Genomic DNA, 17,830 nt, shown 5'->3' with positions numbered 1-17,830 from the left:
GAAGCGGGGAGGACCGCCCGTGAACGTCGAAGAGCTCTGGTCGGACGCCGTCCGCGACGCCGCCCGGGCGCTGTGGGGAGCGGAGATCCCCGGTCCCGCCCTCGAGCCGCCTTCCGACCCGCGCTTCGGGGACGCGGCCACGAGCGTTCCCTTGCGCCTCGCGCGTTCCCTCAAGCGCCCGCCGCGGGAGCTGGCGGAGGCGCTGGCGGCGGAGCTGCGCCGCCGCGGACTGCCGGGCCTGGCCCGCGTGGAGGCGGCCGGCGCCGGCTTCGTCAACCTTGCCGCGTCCGCCGAGTTTTACCACGGAGAGCTCCGGCGGATCCTCGAGGAAGGCCCCCGCTACGGCCGCTCCGCCCTCGGCGGCGGGCGCCGCGTGCTCGTCGAGCACTGCTCGGCCAACCCCACGGGGCCCCTCCACATCGCCCACGGACGCCAGGCCGCGGTCGGGGATTCCCTGGCCAACATCCTCGACTTCGCCGGCTTCCGCGTCACGCGCGAGTTCTACGTCAACGACACCGGCAACCAGATCGAGATGCTCGGACGCTCCCTCCTCTGGCGCCTGACGGACGCGCCCGAGCCGCCCGATCCGAACTGCTACCGGGGCGATTACGTGAAGGCGCTCGCGCGGGAGCTCGCCGCCCAGGGAGGCCCCGTCGACCTCGAACGGGCCAAACGCTTCGGCAAGGATCGGCTGCTCGAGGAAATCCGCCGGGACCTCGAAGCCTTCCGGGTCCGCTACGACGTCTGGACGAGCGAGGAAGCCCTCCACAAGAGCGGCAAGGTCGAGGAGGTGCTCAACTTCTTCGAAAGCTGGGGCCTCACCTACCGCAAGGACGGCGCCGTCTACCTGAAGACCTCGGAGTACGGGGACACGGAGGACCGCCCGATCGTCAAGACGGACGGGTCCTACGTCTACCGGCTTCCGGACATGGCCTATCACCGGGACAAGTTCCAGCGCGGGTTCGACATCCTGGTGGATCTCTGGGGACCGGACCACCACGCGCACATCGCCACGATGCGCGCCGGGCTCAAGATGCTCAACTTCAACCTGGTCGCGCCCGACCAGGTGCGCCCTTCGCCCTCGGACACGCCGGAGACGCGGCCGGTGGCGTTCGAGGTCCTGATCGTGCAGCACTGCCGGCTCCTGGAGGGCGGCCGGGAAATCAAGATGTCCAAGCGGGCGGCCAGCTACGTGACGCTCCGGGAGCTCCTGGACGAGGTGGGGGTGGACGCGGCGCGCTTTTTCTTCGTCATGCGCAAGGCCTCCAGCCCGCTCGACTTCGACCTCGACGTGGCCCGCCGGCAGTCGCTGGACAACCCGGTCTACTACGCCCAGTACGCCCACGCGCGGATCGGTTCGATCTACCGGAAGGGGATCGAGGAAGGAAAAGTGGACCCGGCCGATCTCCGGGACGGCCTGTGGGCGGGGCGGTTCGACCCCGCGCGGATCGGGCCGGACGAGATCGAGCTTCTCAAGACGGCGCGCGCCTTCCGGCGCCGGGTGGAGCTGGCGGCGCGGGATCTGGATCCGGCGGTGATCGCGGACTTTCTGCGCGAACTCTCGGGCGCCTTCCAGCGCTACTACGAGTACGGCAACCGGGACGCCTCCCGGCGGGTGCTCCACGACGACGAGGAGGTGCGCCGGGCCCGCCTGGCCGCCAGCGCCGCGGTCCAGCAGGTGCTCCGAAACGGATTCGGCCTTCTGGGCCTTTCGGCCCCGGAGCGGATGTAGCCGGGCGGCCGAAAAAAAATGCCCGGGGCTCGCCGTGCGACGATCCCGGGCATCTGTCTGGGGAGAACTGGGGGTTTATGGGTTGGGAAACTTTCGGGCCCCGGCCCTCCCGCCGCGCCGCATTCCGTTTTTCAATCGACTCTGCTGGTTAGACGATCCCCCCGGGCGAATGTTTCGCGAAAAAGAAGCGCGCGGCGACCGGGTCTACCGCGGGCGCGGCGACCGGATCTTGCGGGTCTCTTCGAGCACCCGGCGGGTGAAATCCTGCGGGGGCAGGATTTTGATCCGTTCCGTGTCCTTGACGACCTTGCGGAGCTGTTCGAACTCGACCCGCGCCCGGTCGTCCTCGCGGAGCGCCCGGCGCAGCCGGCGGGTCTCGGAACGGCTGACCTCGCCGTCGAGCGCCCGGTGAAGGAGCCTCTTGTCGTCCTTCTTCATGGTGTCGCCTCCCGGACGGTCCCGGCTTTGGCTTTCTCCCGGGCCGCCTTTTCGCGCCAGAAGGTGTCCACGTTCGGAGCCAGACTCTCGCGCAGCATCTCCCGCGCCCGGTAGGCCCGCACCCGCGCCGTCTGGGCCGGCACGCCGAGGATCCGGGCGATCTCGGAATAGTCCTTTCCCGCCAGGTGGCGCAGCACGAAGGCCTCCCGGTACAGGACCGGAAGCGCCGCGATCGCCTCCTGCGTGCGCCGGGAGAATTCCTCCTCCACGAGCACCCGCGGGGCCGGCCGGGCGGGGTCGGGACTCAGAACCGCCAGCTCATCGTCCTCGACCCGGCGTGCCTGGCGCCCGCGGGACTTCAGGCGGTCGCGGCAAAGATTGAGCGCGATCTGATACAGCCAGCTCGAAAACTTCGCCTTGTGGCGGAAACGCGCCAGCCCCTTGTAGGCGCGAACGAAAGTGTCCTGGGCGATGTCTTCGGCCTCGTGGCGGTCGCCCGTCATCGCGAAGGCGAGGCTGAGGATCCGCGCGCTGTAGCGGTTCACCAGCGTGCCGTACGCCTCCGCGCCGCCGTTCAGGCACCTTCGAATGAGCGCCGTGTCCTCCACGCGCCGCCGCCCTCCCGAAAAAGACCCGACGGCTCCAGTATAACCCGAAGAGCCGCCGCGCGGCACATTTGCTTGACACCGTCCCCGAGGTCACTAGAATACCGGCACTCCTTCCCCGCGGAAGGAGGTTTCGGCAGAGGCGGGCCCGCCATGGCGGTAGACCGGCGCGGCGACCGTGGGCTTCTCGAGCTCTGGGGCGTCGGCCTCGTCATCGTCGCCTGTGTCGTCACCGGCTACCTCCTCGGAAGCTGGCTCGACCGGAAGTTCGGCACCGGCCCGTGGCTCGTCGTGGCGGGCGTTCTGCTCGGAACGGTGGCGGGAATCCTGGAACTCTTTCGAACCGTGTCGCGCAGCCTCAAATGATCGATCGGGCCCTCCTGCGGCGGCTTCTGGCGGTCGCGGCGGCCGTCCTGGCGGCGGCGGCGGCCGTCTCAGGGGTGCTGTGGAAAACGTGGGCGGTCCCCGGAGGGTTGGCGTTGGGATTCGCCCTCGGGGCGGCGCCTTTCCTCTCCTGGGGATGGGTCCTCTCCCGGGGACTCCGCAGCGCCAGAGCCCGCGCCCTGGCGGTGGCCCTCCTGGCGGGGAAGCTCCTTCTCTACGCCGGATCGCTTTATCTCTTCGTGACGCGCAACCTCGTCCATCCGGCGGCCGTCCTGGCCGGAATCACCCTCGTCGTGGCCGTCTTCAGCGTGGGTTCGATCCGGGCGTCCGCCGTCCGGCCCCGGGAGGCCGCCTGACATGCTCACCCCTGAAGCCGCGCAGGCCGCCCACGAGCCTCCCTACACCTTCTTCACCCCGCTTTGGAGGCTCGTCAAGGACACCTCGATCGGCCGCTGGTACGGCTTCGACCGCTACGATCCCGCCCGGCACGAGTTTCTGGGCATGTTCTGGTTCGACGCGATCTGTTTTTCCCTTCTGGCGTCGATCCTCCTGATCACGCTGGCCTCGCTGGCGACGCGCCGGTACGCCCGCGTGCCCCGGGGCCTTCAGAACGTCTTCGAATGGGCCGTCCAGCTTTTGCGCAATCTCGTCCACGGCTTCATCCCCCCGCCGCAGGGAGACCGTTACGTGCCCTATCTCGGCACGGTCTTCGTCTTCATTTTCACCATGAACCTCCTGGGGATCGTCCCCGGCTTCCGCGCCCCCACGATGACGCTTTCGACCACGGCGGCGCTCGGAATCACCACCTTCATCATGGTCCAGTCCTACGCCCTCCGCGCCACCGGCGTGGTCGGATACCTCAAGCACTTCCTGGGGGACGTCCTCTGGCTGGCCCCGCTCATGCTCGTCGTGGAGTTCATCGGCGAGCTGGCCAAACCGATGTCGCTCTCCCTGCGGCTCTACGGCAACATCTTCGGCGAGGACAACGTCATCGAGCAGCTGATGAGCCTGGGCGGGTGGATCCCCGTCCAGCTGCCGATGCTGGCCTTCGCGATCTTCACGAGTTTTCTGCAGGCCTTCATCTTCACGACGCTTTCGACCATCTACGTGGCCTCCAAAGTCGTGCACGAAGGACACCACGAGGACCACGAGGGTTCCCGCGTCGATTCCCATGCGCATGATGCGTTTCACGGATAGATGAACGGAGGATTCGGAATGCTCAAGACGGGTCTTGCGGCACTGGCGATCGTCGGTTTCATGGCGGCGCCCGCCCTGGCTTTGGAACAGACGGGTTCCGCGTCGGCCTCCGCCGGGGCGAACTCCTACCTCGGCCTGGCGCTCGGGTTCGGACTGGCCCTGGCGTCCGTGGGCGGCGCTTTCGGGCAGAGCCGCGCGATTTCCGCGGCGGTGGAGGCCGTGGCCCGGCAGCCGGAAGCGGGCGGCCGCATCCAGGGCATGATGATCATCGGCCTGGCGCTCATCGAAACGCTGGTGATCTACATGCTGCTCATCTGCTTCATGTGGGGCGGCAAGATTCCCGCGGCCGCGCACTAGCCGTTCCGCGATGATCGACGTCGCGCTGGCCTCCCTCCAGGGCGGCGGGCTCCTGGAGGACCTCGGGATCAACCTCAAGGTCCTGGGCACCCAGGTCGTGATCTTCGTCGTCACGTTCCTGGCGCTCAGCCGGATCCTCTTCCGCCGCGTCCTCGACCAGATGACCCGCCGGGAGGAGGAAATCCGCGCCGCCCGGGAGGCCCTCGAGCGCGACCGCGCCGAGCTGGCGCGGCGCCGCGCCGAGATCGAGGAGCGCCTCGCCCGCGCGGACAAGGAAGGGTACGACCGCACCCAGGCGCTTCTCAAGGAAGCGCTCCTTCAGGCCCAGGCGTCGGTGGCCCAGGCTCAGGAGGAGGCGCGCCGCCAGGTGGACCAGGCCCGGGCCGAGGTGCTCGCGGAAAAGCGCCGCGCCCTCGAGAAGATCCGGGAGGAGGCCGTCCGGCTCTCCCTGGCGCTGGCCGAGAAGGTGATCGAGGCGCCGCTCGACCCGGCCGTCCACGGCCCGCGGGTCCGGGCGTTCCTCGGAGAGGAGAAGTGACGTGACGGCTGTCGTCGCCGCCGCCGGCCCCCTGCAGATGTTCGTGGTCCAGCTTCTGGCCTTCGCGGGCCTCCTGGTCATCCTCTGGCTTTTCGTGCGGCCGGTGCTGGCGCGCCTCCTGGGCGAGCGGAGCCGGTCGTTCGAGGAAACCTTCCGGAAGGCGGAGGAAGAGAACGCCCGCGTCTCGCGCGAGCTGGCCGAGACGCGCGAGCGGCTGGCCCGGGTGGACGAGGAAGCCCGCCGGCGCCTCGAACGGGCCCTGGAGGAAGCGCGCCAGGCGCGCGACCGCGTCCTGGCCGAAGCCCGGGAGCAGGTCCAGGCCGCCCTGGAGCGGGCCCGTCGAGAGGCGGCCATCGAACGCGACAAGGCGATCCTGGAGCTGCGGGAGGAGGCGGCCCGCCTGACTCTGGCGGCCGCGGACCACCTCGTGCGCTCCTCGATGAACGACGCCCTCCACGAGGGGCTCGTGGAGCGGTACCTCAGCCGGCTCGAGGGGATCCGGAAGCCGTGACGGAAAAGACGCTCGCCAAAAGGTACGCGGCGGCGCTCCTTCGCGTCTCCGACGCCGAAGGAGCCACCGAGGAGACGGAGACGCTCCTTCTGGCGCTGAAGGACGTCTACCGGCGCGACAAGGCCTTCCGGGCGGTGCTCGCCCAGCCGCGCATCCCCCGGAAGACCAAGAAGGCGCTCCTGCGCCGCGCGTTCGAAGGGCGCGCTCCGGCGTTCTTCGTCCGGTTCCTCGACCTCCTCGTGGACAAGGGACGCCTGGAGATCCTTCCGGAGGTGGCCGACGTTTTCGACCGCCTGGCCGACGCCTCCAAGGGCATCGTCCGCGTCCGGGTGCGCAGCTGGAAGCCTCTCTCCGAGGACCAGCGGGCGCGCCTGTCGGGGCGTCTGGCGGCGCTCACGGGCAAGAAGATCGAGATTCAGGCGGAGGCCGACCCCTCGGTCGGGGGAGGTCTCCTCGTTCACATCGGCGACACCGTGATCGACGGAACGGCGGCGTTCCGCCTGCGGGAGGTCGCCGAACGCTTCAGGGAGCTGCAAAGGAGATAGCGCGCCATGGCCGCGATCCGACCCGAAGAAATCAGCTCCGTCCTTCAGAAGGAAATCCAGGCGTACCAGGCCGAGCTCAAAATGGAGTCGGTCGGCGTGGTGCTGCAGGTGGGCGACGGCATCGCCCGCGTGTACGGCCTGGAAAACGTCATGGCCGCGGAGCTCGTGGAGTTCCCCTCCGCGGGCGTCTTCGGCATGGCGCTCAACCTCGAAGAAGACTCCGTGGGGTGCGTCATCCTCGGGCCCGACCGCGGCATCAAGGAGGGGGACCTGGCCCGGTGCACGGGCAAGATCGTCCAGGTTCCCGTGGGGCCGGAAATGCTGGGGCGCGTGGTCAACGCCCTCGGACAGCCCCTCGACGGCAAGGGCCCCATCCCCGCCAAGAAATTCCGGCCGGTCGAGGGCCGCGCCCGCAACGTCGTGGAGCGCCAGCCGGTCAAGGAGCCGCTCCAGACGGGCTGGAAGGCCATCGACTCGATGATCCCGATCGGCCGGGGACAGCGGGAACTCGTGCTGGGAGACCGGCAGACCGGAAAGACCGCGCTTTGCCTGGACGCCATCATCAACCAGAAGGGGCAGAACGTCGTCTGCATCTACGTAGCCATCGGCCAGAAGGCCTCGACCGTGGCCAACGTGGTCGATACGCTCCGGCGGTATGGGGCGATGGAGTACACGGTGGTCGTGTCGGCCACGGCGGACGACCCGGCGCCCCTCCAGTTCCTGGCGCCCTATTCGGGGACCGCGATCGGCGAGGACGTGCGGGACCAGGGAGGCCACGCCTTCGTGGTGTACGACGACCTGACCAAGCACGCGTGGGCGTACCGGCAGATCTCGCTCCTCCTCCGCCGGCCGCCCGGCCGCGAGGCGTATCCGGGAGACATCTTCAACCTGCATTCGCGGCTTCTGGAGCGGGCGGCCAAGCTCAACGACAAGCTCGGAGGCGGGTCGCTGACCTCGATCCCGATCATCGAGACCCAGCTCGGGGACGTGTCCGCCTACATTCCGACCAACGTCATCTCGATCACGGACGGTCAGATCTATCTCGAGCCGGACCTTTTCAACGCCGGCGTGCGGCCGGCCATCAACGTGGGCATCAGCGTCTCGCGCGTGGGCGGAAACGCCCAGACGCCGGCCATGAAGAAGGTGGCCGGGAAGCTGCGGCTGGACCTGGCGCAGTACCGGGAGCTGGCCGCCTTCGCGCAGTTCGCCAGCGACCTCGACAAAGCCACCCGCGACCAGCTCACGCGGGGCGAGCGGCTCGTGGAACTGCTCAAGCAGGGTCAGTTCGTGCCCATGCCGTTTGAGCAGCAGGTGATGGTGATTTACGCCGGAACGTCGGGGGCGCTGGACGACCTGCCGCTCGACCAGGTGAAGGCGTTCGAGAAGGGGTTCCTGGAGTTTCTGGCCAAGAATCACCCCGCGATCGGCGAGAAGATCCGGCAGACCAAGAAGTTCGAGCCCGACACCGAGGCGCAGCTCAAGAAAGCCATCCAGGAGTTCAAGGCCCAGTTCACGGGCCGGAAGGGATAGCCGCGCATGCCTGCCGTCCAGTCGGCCCGGGCGATCAAGCGCAAGATCCGCGCGGTCGGAAACATCCGCAAGATCACGCGGGCGATGCAGATGGTCTCGGCCGCCAAGCTCAAGAAGGTTCAGGAGCGGCTTCTCGAACTGCGGCCCTACTCGGACAAGATCCGCGAGCTTCTGGAAGGGCTGGTGGCGCAGGTCCGGGACCTCGACTATCCGCTCTTCACGCCGCGGCCCCAGGTGCGGTCGATCGGGCTTGTGGTCATGATGGCCGACAAGGGGCTCTGCGGAAGCTACAACTCGAACATGCTGCGGTACGTGCAGCGGTTCCGGGAGGAGCACCCCCAGCCGGCGCGCGTCGTGGCGATCGGCCGCAAGGCGGCCGAGGGGCTGCGGAAAATGGGGCTCGAGGTGCGCGCGGCCCACACGGGCCTTCCCACGGAGGTGCCCTTCGCGCAGATTCAGGCGATGACGCGCGACCTCCGGGAGGCGTTCCTGTCGGGCGAGGTGGACGAGGTCTACCTGCTCTTCACCCGCTACGTCAACGCCCTCACCTTCCGGCCGGGGCACGTGAAATTCCTCCCGGTCGAGCCCGCCGCCCGCGGGGGGCCGGCGCCCGAGTACGAGTTCGAGCCGGAGCCCGCGCGGATCCTGGACCGGCTGCTCCCGCGCTACGTCGAGGTCTCGTTCCACCGGCTGCTCCTGGAGTCCATGTCGAGCGAGCACGCGGCGCGGATGAACGCCATGCGCAACGCGACCGACAGCGCCACCGACCTCATCAGCTCGCTGACCCTCGTCTACAACAAGGCCCGCCAGGCGGGAATCACCAAGGAACTCCTCGACATCGTCGGCGGGGCGGAGGCCCTCAAAGGGTAGGAGAACGTCATGGCGAATCAGGGAAGAATCGCGCAGGTCATCGGACCCGTCGTGGACGTGACCTTCGAAGAAAAGCTGCCTCCGATCTACACCGCGCTGAAGATCGAGGACGCCGCGCGGGGCATCGACCTCACCTGCGAGGTCGCCCAGCATCTGGGGAACAACACCGTCCGGTCGGTGGCCCTGGCGCCCACGGAAGGGCTCGTCCGGGGCATGAGCGTGATCGACACGGGCGCCCCGATCAAGGTTCCGGTGGGCCGCCCCACGCTCGGCCGCGTCATGGACCTTCTGGGCAATCCCGTGGACGACGGCGGCCCGGTCCGGGGGGAGGACTATTATCCCATCCACCGCGAGGCGCCGCCCCTGGAGGAGCAGGAACCGACCCCGAAGGTGTTCCAGACCGGCCTCAAGGTCATCGATCTGCTGGCCCCCTTCCCCAAGGGAGGGAAAATCGGGCTTTTCGGCGGCGCCGGCGTGGGCAAAACGGTCCTCGTCCAGGAACTCATCCGCAACATCGCCGTCGAAGCGGGCGGCGTGTCGGTCTTCGCGGGCGTCGGGGAACGGACCCGCGAGGGGAACGATCTCTGGCTCGAAATGCAGCATGCGAAGTTCAAGGACGCCTCCGGCAAGGAGCTCCGCGTCCTCGACAAGACCGTCATGGTCTTCGGCCAGATGAACGAGCCGCCCGGGGCGCGCCTGCGCGTGGCGCTCTCCGGCGTCACCTTCGCCGAATACTTCCGGGACAAGGAAGGGCAGGACGTCCTTCTGTTCATCGACAACATCTTCCGGTTCGTCCAGGCCGGATCCGAGGTGTCGGCCCTTCTGGGACGCATGCCGAGCGCCGTGGGCTACCAGCCGACCCTGGCGCAGGAGATGGCGGCGCTTCAGGAGCGGATCACCTCGACCAAGAGGGGCTCCATCACGTCGGTCCAGGCGGTCTACGTGCCCGCCGACGACATCACCGACCCCGCCCCGGCCACGACCTTCACGCACCTGGACGCCAACATCGTCCTGGAGCGCCGCATCGCGGAGCTCGGAATCTACCCCGCGGTCGATCCGCTGCGGTCCACGTCGCGGCTGCTGGAGCCCAAAGTGGTCGGCGAGGAGCACTACCAGGTGGCCCGGGAGGCGCAGCGTCTGCTCCAGCGCTACCAGGACCTGCAGGACATCATCGCGATCCTGGGCATGGAGGAACTTTCCGACGAAGACAAGCGCGTCGTGGCCCGCGCGCGGCGCATCCAGAGGATGCTTTCCCAGCCGTTCTTCGTGGCCGAACAGTTTACGGGGACGCCGGGCAAGTTCGTCCCCCTCAAGGAGACGATCCGCTCTTTCCGGGAAATCATCGAGGGCAAGCACGACCAACTGCCGGAGCAGGCGTTCTACATGGTGGGAGGAATCGACGAGGCGGTGGAGAAGGCCAGGAAGATGGCCGCGGGTTAACGCGGCGGAGGCCCTTTGAAGAAGTCCCTTCTGAGCGTTCTGATCGGGACCGGCGTGCTCGTCGCCGCGATGCTCCTGATCCTCCGGAAGGGCTTCTGGGGCCCCCTGATCCTGCTCGGCCTGACGGTGCTGTACTTCCTGGTCACGGTGGCTTCCGAAGCGATCAAGATTTATGGCAAGAAAGTTCGCGGTCGAGATCGTCACGCCTGAGCGCGTGGTCCTTTCGGAAGAGGCCGAGTCGCTCGTGGTCCCGGCCGAAAAGGGCTACCTCGGGATCCTGGCGGGTCACGCTCCGCTTCTGTGCACGCTGCGGCCGGGGGAAGTGCGCCTGAAAACGGACCGAGGGGAGCGCCTCTTCGCCACGGGGGGCGGGTTCCTCGAGGTCGCCCGGAACAAGGCGACGCTTCTAGTGGACAGCCTGGAGGAAGCTTCCGCCATCGACGTCCCGCGCGCGGAGGCGGCGCTGCGGCGCGCCCGTGAAGAGCTCGCGGCCGCCCGCACCGAGACCGCCCGCGAAGAGGCCCGGGCCGCGATGGAACGCGCCCGGAACCGGCTGCGCGTCGCGTCCAGAAAATAGCGGGATCGAACCCCGCGCGACGGGGGCGGGAAAACCCCGCCGCCGGCGCCGCGCGATTCGGTCCATGACGTCGGACGTTTTTCGGAGAAGCCGCCATGTCCGCGCCCGTCGTGCTTCGCGTCTCGGGCTGGATCGTGTCGCTCGCCGGAGCGGCCGTTCTGGTGTTCAGCGGCGGCTTCGGCCAGGACGCCAAGAACCCCGTCCCCTGGATCGGCGCCATCGCCATGGTCGTCGGCATGATTCTCACATCGTCCTCCGGCCTGGCGGCCCACCTGGCGCACATGCGGCGGCTCCGGAAACCTCCCGGGGATCCTCCGCCGGCGGCGTAGGACGGCGGCGGCCGGACCCGGCCCCTCGGGGCTACCCTTCGTCGGCGGAATCTCCGGCGGCGACGCGGCCGCCGAGAATCACCGTCCGCGCGAGATTCGCGCCGAACCAGTAGGGCACTTCCCGCGGATCGCGCGCGTTCCAGATCACCAGATCCGCGCGCTTTCCCGGCTCCAGCGTCCCGGCGCGATCCCCTTCCCCGCAGGCCCAGGCCGCATTGGCGGTGACGGCGCACCACGCCTCCGCCGGCGACATCCGCAGGTGCGCCACCGCCAGGGTCATGACGAGGGGAAGCCCCAGCGCCGTCGAGGTGCCGGGGTTGAAATCCGTGCCGAGCGCCACCGGAACCCCTTCTTCGATCAGGCGCCGCGCCGGCGCCCCGCCGGGAAGGCCCAGAAAACAGGCCGTCGCCGGGAGAAGCACCGCCACGGTTCCCGCGCGCGCCAGCGCCCGGATGCCGCGCGGCCCCACGGCCCCGAGATGGTCCGCGCTCACCGCGCCCAGCTCGGCCGCCAGCTCCGCCGCGCCCGAGCGCCGGAACTCCTCCGCGTGGAGTTTGAGCCCCATCCCCGCCCTCCGCGCCGCCTCCAGCACCCGCCGCGCCTCGGACACCGAAAAGACCCCCGGCTCGCAGAACACGTCGCAGAAGCGCGCCGCCGTCCGCACCCGCGGAATCATGACCTCGACGATCTCCCGGAGGTACTCCCGGCGCGACCGTTCCCGCGGCACCTCATGGGCGCCGAGAAACGTGGGCACGCACCCCAGAGCCCGGGCGACTTCGAGCTGCTTGAGCTCGTGGGCCAGGCTCAGCCCGTACCCGCTTTTGGCCTCGACGGTCGTCGTGCCCCGGGCCAGCATCTCGGCCCGGCGGACGCGCGCCGCGGCCAGAAGCTCCTGCCGGGAGGCGGCCCGGACGGCGGCGACCGTCGCGTGAATTCCTCCGCCCGCCCGGGCGATCTCCTCATAGGAGCGTCCCGCGGCGCGGGCCTCGAACTCCCCTTCCCGCGAACCCGCGAAGACGAGATGCGTGTGCGGATCCACGAGTCCCGGGGTGACCAGCGCGCCCCGCGCGTCGATCCTCCGGCGCGCGCGGAACCGGCGCGAAAGCTCCGAAGAGGGCCCGACCGCCCGGATGCGCCCGCCGCGCACCGCCACGGCCCCCCGCTCCAGGACCCCCAGATCGGACATTTCCTCCCCGCGCCGCGGCCGGGCGGGACCCGCCAGGGTCAGAAGGCGCCCGGCGTTGACGACCAGGAGATCCGCCTCCTCGCGCCTCATCGGCGGAGGATTATACGCCGGGCGGAAGAGGCCGGAAAATAAGAAAGGGCGGCCGCGGGTGAGGAGGCCGCCCCGGACGATATGGGTAAGAGGCCGTCCACCCATAAGCACGTGCTCATGGGTGAGCTTATGGGTATCCTAGAGATAATACGCCGGCCGTCAAGAAAATTTTCGAGAAAACGAACAGGACCGCCGTCAGGACCGGATCTGGCCTTCCCCCGTCACCACCCATTTGAGGCAGGTCAGCTCCTCGGCCCCCATCGGCCCCCGGGCGTGCAGCTTGTCGGTGGAAATGCCGATCTCCGCCCCCAGGCCGTACTGGCCGCCGTCGGCCAGCCGCGTCGAGCAGTTCCACATGACCGAGGAGGAATCCACCTCCGCCAGGAACTTCCGGGCGGCCGCCTCGTTCTGCGTGACGATCGCGTCCGTGTGGGCCGATCCGTACGTGTTGATGTGCCGGATCGCCGCCTCGAGATCCGGCACCACCTTCACGGCCAGGACCAGGTCCAGATACTCCTCCGTCCAGTCCTGCTCCGACGCCGGCTTCATCCCCGGCACCAGGCGGCACGCCGCCGGGTCCCCCCGAAGCTCCACCCGCGCTTCCTGGAGCTTGCGGGCGATCAGGGGCAGGAGCGCCGGGGCGACCTTCTCGTGAATGAGCAGCTTCTCGGCCGCGTTGCAGGTGGCCGGACGCTGAACCTTGGCGTTGTACACCAGGTTCACCGCCATCGCCTGGTTCGCGTCCGCGTCCACGTAAACGTGGCAGTTGCCCTTGTAATGCTTGATCACCGGAATCCGCGACTTCTCGGCCACCGACCGGATCAGCCCCTCCCCGCCCCGCGGAATCACCAGGTCGATGAACCGGTCAAGCTTCAGAAGTTCGTCCACTCCCTCGTGCCCGCCTTCCACCGTCTGGACCGCCGCCGTCGGCACCCCCTCTTGCGCCAGCGCCCCCTGCAGGCAGGCCCCGATCATCCGGTTCGTCCGCGCCGCCTCGCTTCCCCCCCGCAGGAGCACCGCGTTCCCCGAGCGCACGCACAGCGCCGCCGCCTCCGCCGTCACGTTCGGCCGCGCCTCGAAGATCATCAGAATCACCCCGATCGGCGCCCGCACCCGCTGGACGCGGATCCCCGTGGGCCCCCGCCGCTCGTCCGCCACCTTTCCCACCGGGTCCGGAAGCGCCGCCACCGCCTCCAGACCCCGCGCGACCTCCTCGAGGCGCTTCTCGTCCAGCTTCAGGCGATCCAGCTTGGCTTCCCCCAGCCCCGCCTGTTTGGCCTCCTGAACGTCCGCCCGGTTGGCTTCCAGAACCTCCCCCGCGCGCGACCGCAGCCGCGCCGCCATCGCCCGGATCGCCGCCGTCCGCTGCGCCGCGCTCGTGCGGCGAAGCTCCACCGCCGCCTCCTTCGCCCGCCGGGCCACGTCTTCGTACAGGCTGCCCATACGCGCCTCCTCGTCGACCCCGACGCCCCCTACGACACAAGCGCCAGGTTGTCGCGATGAATGATCTCGTCGAACGACCGGTAGCCGAGCACCCGCTCGATCTCGTCCGTCCGCCGCCCCAGGATCCGGCGCACGTCCGCCGCCGGATAATTCACCAGCCCCTTGGCGATCGCCGCTCCCGACGGATCCCGCACGATCACGCAATCCCCCACGTCGAAATCCCCCTCGCATCCCGTAATTCCCACGGCCAGGAGACTCCGGCCGTGGCGCACCAGCGCCCGCGCGCCCCCTTCGTCCACCGTCAGCGCCCCCGCGGCCTTCAGCGTGTGCGCGATCCACCGCTTGCGGTGGTCCAGACGCGTCCCCGTCGGAAGAAAAAGCGTCCCCGCCTTTCCCTCGAGCGCCTCCCGGAGCGTCACCTTCTTGCCGTGTACCAGCAGCAGGCATCCCCCCGCCGCCGTCACCGTCTTGGCGCAGCGGACCTTGGACGCCATCCCCCCGCTGCCGAGCCCCGACGTCCCCCCCGCCGCGGCCTCGATCTGCGGAGTCACCTCCCGCACCTCCGCCTGAAGCGCTCCGTCCACGTAGAAGCCCTCCACGTCCGACAGAAGCACCGTCACGTCCGCGTCCGTCGCGTTGGCCACGAGCCCCGCCAGGATGTCGTTGTCGCCGAACCGGATCTCCTCCACCCCCACCGCGTCGTTCTCGTTGATCACCGGAAGCACGCTCTTGCCCTCGAGCACCGCCAGGAGGTTCCGCACGTTCAGGTACCGCCGCCGGTCCTGAAAGTCCTCGTGCGTCAGCAGGATCTGCGCGACCGAATACCCCAGAGGTTCCAGAATCCCATTATAGACCTGCATGAGGAGCGACTGCCCCACCGCCGCCGCCGCCTGAAGCTCCGGGATCGATTCCGGACGGCGCGAAAGCCCCAGCGGCCCCAGGCCCGTCCCGATCGCTCCCGAGGAGACGAAGACTACGCCGCGCCCGGACTTCTTGAGCTCCACCATTTCCCCGAGCAGCCGCCGCAGGGTCCCCAGGTCCGGCCGCTGCGCCTCGTCCAGAATCGTCCGCGTCCCGGCCTTGACCACCAGCCGCCGTGCCTTTCCCAGCGCGTCCCGGTTCATGCCGCGCGGATCTTAACAGCGTCTTCCTCCCGGAGTCAACCGCGACGGCGCCGTTGAACCGCCTACGCTCCCGAAGGTACAATCCGAACCATGACGACAACCACGACGGCCCTCTCGCGCTATCCGAAGTCCCTGGCCGGCGGGCTCACGGTGCGCCCCCTGCGGCCCGAAGACGAGTCGGCGCTGGTGGACTTCTTCCGGCGCATTCCCGTGGACGAGCGCCGGTTGTTCAAGGACGACGTGACGCGGCCCGCCGTCATCCAGGGCTGGATCCGCAACCTCAACTACGAGAACATCCTCCCCCTCCTCGCCTTCGACGGCCGCCGCGTGGTCGCCGACGCCACGCTTCACCGCGACCGCCGCGGCTGGTCGCGCCACGTCGCCAAGATCCGCATCACCCTGGACCCCGAGTTCCGCCGCCGGGGCCTGGCGCGGGCCCTCATCCGGGAATTCATCGACCTGGCGCCCGCCCTGCGCGTGGCGCTCCTGCACGCCGAGGTGCTCGACGTCCAGAAGGGCGCCCGCGCGCTCTTCGAGGATCTCGATTTCGAGTGCGTGGCCACGCTCCCTCAGCACGCGATCGACTTCGCCGGCCGCGTGCACGACGTCCTCGTCTATTGCCTCGCCGTCACGCCCCCCGAGCGGGTGGCCGCCGAGGTCGCCCCCGTGGACGAGGACGCCGACACGGGCGGCGCGGATTGAGGCCCGGCGTGGTCGCGATCCTCCTGGCCGCCCTCGTCCAGGCGCCCGACCCCCCCGTCCGGAGCGGCCTCGACGGGCTCGTCCGCGACGGCTTCGCCCCGCTGCGCGGCCGCCGCGTGGGACTCGTCACCAACCCCACCGGGATCGACGCCCGCGGCCGGTCGGCCATCGACCTGATCGCCTCCGCGCCCGAAGTCCGGCTCGTCGCGCTCCTGGCCCCCGAGCACGGGCTGCGCGCGAACCTCGACCAGCCGGCCATCGAAAGCGGCCGCGACGAACGCACGGGAATCCCCATCCACAGCCTTTACGGCAAGACCCGCAAGCCCACTCCCGACATGCTCCAGGAGCTCGACGTCCTCGTCTTCGATCTGCAGGACGTCGGGGCGCGCTTCTACACCTACATCACCACCCTTGCGCTCGTCCTCGAGGCCGCCCGCGAGAACGGCAAGGACGTCGTCGTCCTCGACCGGCCCAATCCCATCGGGGGCGACGTCGTGGAGGGACCCGTGCTCGAGGAAGCCCTCCGCGGCCGGTTCATCGGATACTTCCCCCTGCCCACCCGGCACGGCATGACCGTGGGGGAGCTGGCGCGTCTCTACAACGAGGAATTCAAGATCGGCGCGCGCCTCACCGTCGTCCCCCTGGAGGGCTGGCGGCGGTCGATGTTCTTCGACGAAACGGGCCTCCCCTGGGTCAACCCCTCGCCCAACATGCGCTCGCTCGAGGCGGCCCTCTCCTATCCCGGCCTGGGCGCCCTGGAAGGAACGAACCTCTCCGTCGGCCGCGGCACCCCGAACCCTTTCGTGCGGTACGGAGCCCCGTGGATCGACGAACGAGGACTCTGCGAGGAGCTCAACGGACGCGGACTCGCCGGGGTGCGCTTCAAGCCGGTCGTCTTCCGGCCCGAGCCCCAGCCGGGCCTGCCGCGCTACCCGTACACGAACGAAGAGTGCCGCGGCTTCGAAGTCGAGATCGCCGACCGGAAGGCCTATCGGCCGGTGACGGCGGCGCTTCACGCGCTCGACGCGCTTCACCGGCGCCACCGGGGCGCGTTCTCCTTCGGCCGGGCGGCCGAAATGATCGGGCGGCGGGACATCGAGGACGCGATCCGCGCCGGACGTGCCCCCGCCGAGATCGAGCGCTCCTGGCGGGAGGAGCTCCAGCGGTTCCTCGAAATCCGGCGGCGCTTCCTTCTCTACCGCTGACGGGCCCGCCGGCGGACCTTCGCCTTCGGCGCCTTGCGGGCGCCGGCCTTCTTCTTCGACGCGGCCTTCTTCCGCGGCGCCGCCTTTTTCGTCCGAACGGGCGCGGCGTCCGCCGGGGGAGCGCCCCCCGCCTTCAGCACCGAAACGATCTCGGCGATCTGGGCCTCCGCCCGCGCGGGATCGAGCTGGCACGTGCCCGCTCCGAAGTGGCCGCCCCCTCCGTACCGCGCGCACAGCTCTCCGCAGCTCACCGAACAGGTGCGGTTGAAGATGCTGTGTCCCACGGCGACGTTGACGGTCCTGCGCTCCTTCCCCCAGAAGATCCGCACCTCGACGTTGGCCTGCGGATAAAGCGTGTAGATCAGGAACCGATTGCCGACCGGCGGATTCTGGACGTTGCGGAAATCCGTGATCACCACGTTCCCGTCCAGCCGGGAGTTCGCCCGCAGAAGCTGCGTGAACTCCTCCTGCTCCCGGAGCACCCGGTCGCAGCGCTTCTTCACCTCCGGATGCTGAAGAATCTTCTCGATCGGCACTTCCTTGACGTACTCGACGAGCCAGCGGAAGTACTTCTGGAACTCCGGACCGAGCCCCGTGCGCGGATCGAGCGTATAGCCCAGAAGAATCCAGCCCTTCGGGTTCGCCACGTCGTCCCGCGTGAGCTGAGCGCTGTCCAGCCGGTCCGTGGCCTCGAGGAGCTCCTTGAAGCGGTCGAATTCGGGCTTGCGGTAGTAGTCGTACACCACGCGCGCGGCGCTCGGCGCCACGGCGAATCGCCCCTTGAACGGACCGATGTCGTCGAGCTTGGCTTCCTCCGAGACGTGGTGATCGAACCACATCCCGCATCCCTTGACGTACGGAAGATTCACCACGATGTCTTCGGCGTCGCAGGGCACCTTGCCGTCCTGTACGTCCTTGGGGTGCGCGAACCGGATCTCGGTGATCTTTTCCGCCAGCGTCAAAAGGACCGAGCTCGTCAGCCCGTCGAGGTCGCCGCGCGTGAGAATCCGCATGAAGGTCCCTCCCG

22 protein-coding genes are annotated in these 17,830 nt (G+C 69.2%); 16 read left to right on the top strand and 6 right to left on the bottom strand.

Translation table 11 applies throughout. From position 1 onward, the window contains the following. Positions 1-19 precede the first annotated feature (19 nt). A complete protein-coding gene (gene argS, locus VNO22_04025; protein HXG60521.1) occupies positions 20-1,732 on the top strand; it encodes an arginine--tRNA ligase in 1,713 nt (570 codons plus the stop codon). Positions 1,733-1,936: 204 nt separating this feature from the next. On the opposite strand, the gene VNO22_04020 is transcribed toward argS, so the two are convergent. Next, a complete protein-coding gene (locus VNO22_04020) occupies positions 1,937-2,170 on the bottom strand; it encodes a hypothetical protein (protein ID HXG60520.1) in 234 nt (77 codons plus the stop codon). Continuing rightward, entirely contained in the window at positions 2,167-2,778 is a 612-nt protein-coding gene (locus tag VNO22_04015; GenBank protein HXG60519.1) for an RNA polymerase sigma factor, read from the bottom strand. Before VNO22_04015 ends, VNO22_04020 begins: the two co-directional genes overlap by 4 nt. A gap of 150 nt (positions 2,779-2,928) precedes the next feature. On the opposite strand from VNO22_04015, the gene VNO22_04010 reads away from it, so the two are divergent. The 13 genes from VNO22_04010 to VNO22_03950 all read left to right on the top strand — a co-directional run bounded on the left by VNO22_04010 (position 2,929) and on the right by VNO22_03950 (position 11,053). Then, positions 2,929-3,141, top strand: coding sequence for an AtpZ/AtpI family protein (locus VNO22_04010; protein HXG60518.1), 213 nt, complete (start codon positions 2,929-2,931; stop codon positions 3,139-3,141). Next, positions 3,138-3,515 carry a hypothetical protein gene (locus tag VNO22_04005; protein ID HXG60517.1) on the top strand — a complete coding sequence of 126 codons (378 nt, stop codon included), beginning with the start codon at positions 3,138-3,140 and terminating at the stop codon, positions 3,513-3,515. The genes VNO22_04010 and VNO22_04005 overlap by 4 nt, the downstream gene beginning before the upstream one ends. A 1-nt stretch (position 3,516) precedes the next feature. After that, on the top strand, positions 3,517-4,356 hold the full coding sequence (gene atpB, locus VNO22_04000; protein HXG60516.1) for a F0F1 ATP synthase subunit A: 840 nt from the start codon (positions 3,517-3,519) through the stop codon (positions 4,354-4,356). Next, a complete protein-coding gene (locus VNO22_03995) occupies positions 4,357-4,713 on the top strand; it encodes an ATP synthase F0 subunit C (protein HXG60515.1) in 357 nt (118 codons plus the stop codon). A gap of 10 nt (positions 4,714-4,723) precedes the next feature. Continuing rightward, a complete protein-coding gene (locus VNO22_03990) occupies positions 4,724-5,251 on the top strand; it encodes an ATP synthase F0 subunit B (protein ID HXG60514.1) in 528 nt (175 codons plus the stop codon). Position 5,252: 1 nt separating this feature from the next. After that, positions 5,253-5,762: an ATP synthase F0 subunit B gene (locus VNO22_03985; protein HXG60513.1), complete on the top strand. Its 510-nt coding sequence runs from the start codon at positions 5,253-5,255 to the stop codon at positions 5,760-5,762. Beyond that, on the top strand, positions 5,759-6,307 hold the full coding sequence (atpH, locus tag VNO22_03980; protein HXG60512.1) for an ATP synthase F1 subunit delta: 549 nt from the start codon (positions 5,759-5,761) through the stop codon (positions 6,305-6,307). Before VNO22_03985 ends, atpH begins: the two co-directional genes overlap by 4 nt. A 6-nt stretch (positions 6,308-6,313) precedes the next feature. After that, the gene (gene atpA, locus VNO22_03975; GenBank protein ID HXG60511.1) at positions 6,314-7,837 is read left to right on the top strand and encodes a F0F1 ATP synthase subunit alpha; all 1,524 of its coding nucleotides are present in this window, start codon (positions 6,314-6,316) and stop codon (positions 7,835-7,837) included. Positions 7,838-7,843: 6 nt separating this feature from the next. Next, complete coding sequence (gene atpG / locus VNO22_03970; GenBank protein ID HXG60510.1) at positions 7,844-8,707, top strand: ATP synthase F1 subunit gamma; 864 nt, start codon at positions 7,844-7,846, stop codon at positions 8,705-8,707. A 9-nt stretch (positions 8,708-8,716) separates the two neighbouring features. Then, a complete protein-coding gene (gene atpD, locus VNO22_03965) occupies positions 8,717-10,147 on the top strand; it encodes a F0F1 ATP synthase subunit beta (GenBank protein ID HXG60509.1) in 1,431 nt (476 codons plus the stop codon). Between the two features lie 15 nt (positions 10,148-10,162). After that, entirely contained in the window at positions 10,163-10,357 is a 195-nt protein-coding gene (locus tag VNO22_03960; GenBank protein ID HXG60508.1) for a hypothetical protein, read from the top strand. Next, on the top strand, positions 10,320-10,724 hold the full coding sequence (gene atpC, locus VNO22_03955) for an ATP synthase F1 subunit epsilon (GenBank protein HXG60507.1): 405 nt from the start codon (positions 10,320-10,322) through the stop codon (positions 10,722-10,724). The genes VNO22_03960 and atpC overlap by 38 nt, the downstream gene beginning before the upstream one ends. Positions 10,725-10,819: 95 nt before the next feature. Continuing rightward, a complete protein-coding gene (locus tag VNO22_03950) occupies positions 10,820-11,053 on the top strand; it encodes a hypothetical protein (GenBank protein ID HXG60506.1) in 234 nt (77 codons plus the stop codon). Positions 11,054-11,084: 31 nt separating this feature from the next. Here the strand turns inward: VNO22_03950 and hutI are convergent, their stop codons facing one another. The 3 genes from hutI to proB all read right to left on the bottom strand — a co-directional run bounded on the left by hutI (position 11,085) and on the right by proB (position 14,896). Continuing rightward, positions 11,085-12,329 carry an imidazolonepropionase gene (hutI, locus tag VNO22_03945; protein HXG60505.1) on the bottom strand — a complete coding sequence of 415 codons (1,245 nt, stop codon included), beginning with the start codon at positions 12,327-12,329 and terminating at the stop codon, positions 11,085-11,087. A gap of 195 nt (positions 12,330-12,524) precedes the next feature. Further along, complete coding sequence (locus tag VNO22_03940) at positions 12,525-13,772, bottom strand: glutamate-5-semialdehyde dehydrogenase (GenBank protein ID HXG60504.1); 1,248 nt, start codon at positions 13,770-13,772, stop codon at positions 12,525-12,527. A gap of 29 nt (positions 13,773-13,801) precedes the next feature. Next, complete coding sequence (proB, locus tag VNO22_03935; GenBank protein ID HXG60503.1) at positions 13,802-14,896, bottom strand: glutamate 5-kinase; 1,095 nt, start codon at positions 14,894-14,896, stop codon at positions 13,802-13,804. Positions 14,897-14,986: 90 nt separating this feature from the next. Between proB and VNO22_03930 the strand changes: the two genes are divergently transcribed. Together VNO22_03930 and VNO22_03925 are read left to right on the top strand one after the other, a co-directional pair. Continuing rightward, positions 14,987-15,598, top strand: a complete 612-nt coding sequence (locus VNO22_03930) for a GNAT family N-acetyltransferase (protein HXG60502.1) — start codon at positions 14,987-14,989, stop codon at positions 15,596-15,598. Positions 15,599-15,606: 8 nt separating this feature from the next. Then, on the top strand, positions 15,607-16,803 hold the full coding sequence (locus VNO22_03925; protein HXG60501.1) for a DUF1343 domain-containing protein: 1,197 nt from the start codon (positions 15,607-15,609) through the stop codon (positions 16,801-16,803). On the opposite strand, the gene VNO22_03920 is transcribed toward VNO22_03925, so the two are convergent. Next, complete coding sequence (locus VNO22_03920) at positions 16,794-17,816, bottom strand: exopolyphosphatase (protein HXG60500.1); 1,023 nt, start codon at positions 17,814-17,816, stop codon at positions 16,794-16,796. The two genes, VNO22_03925 and VNO22_03920, sit on opposite strands and share 10 nt — an antisense overlap. Positions 17,817-17,830: the final 14 nt, after the last annotated feature.

The sequence above is a fragment of the Planctomycetota bacterium genome (assembly GCA_035574235.1).
Taxonomy (GTDB): domain Bacteria; phylum Planctomycetota; class MHYJ01; order MHYJ01; family JACPRB01; genus DATLZA01.
The sequence above is the reverse complement of the archived record's forward strand: the minus strand, read 5'-3'. Positions and strand labels throughout refer to the sequence as shown.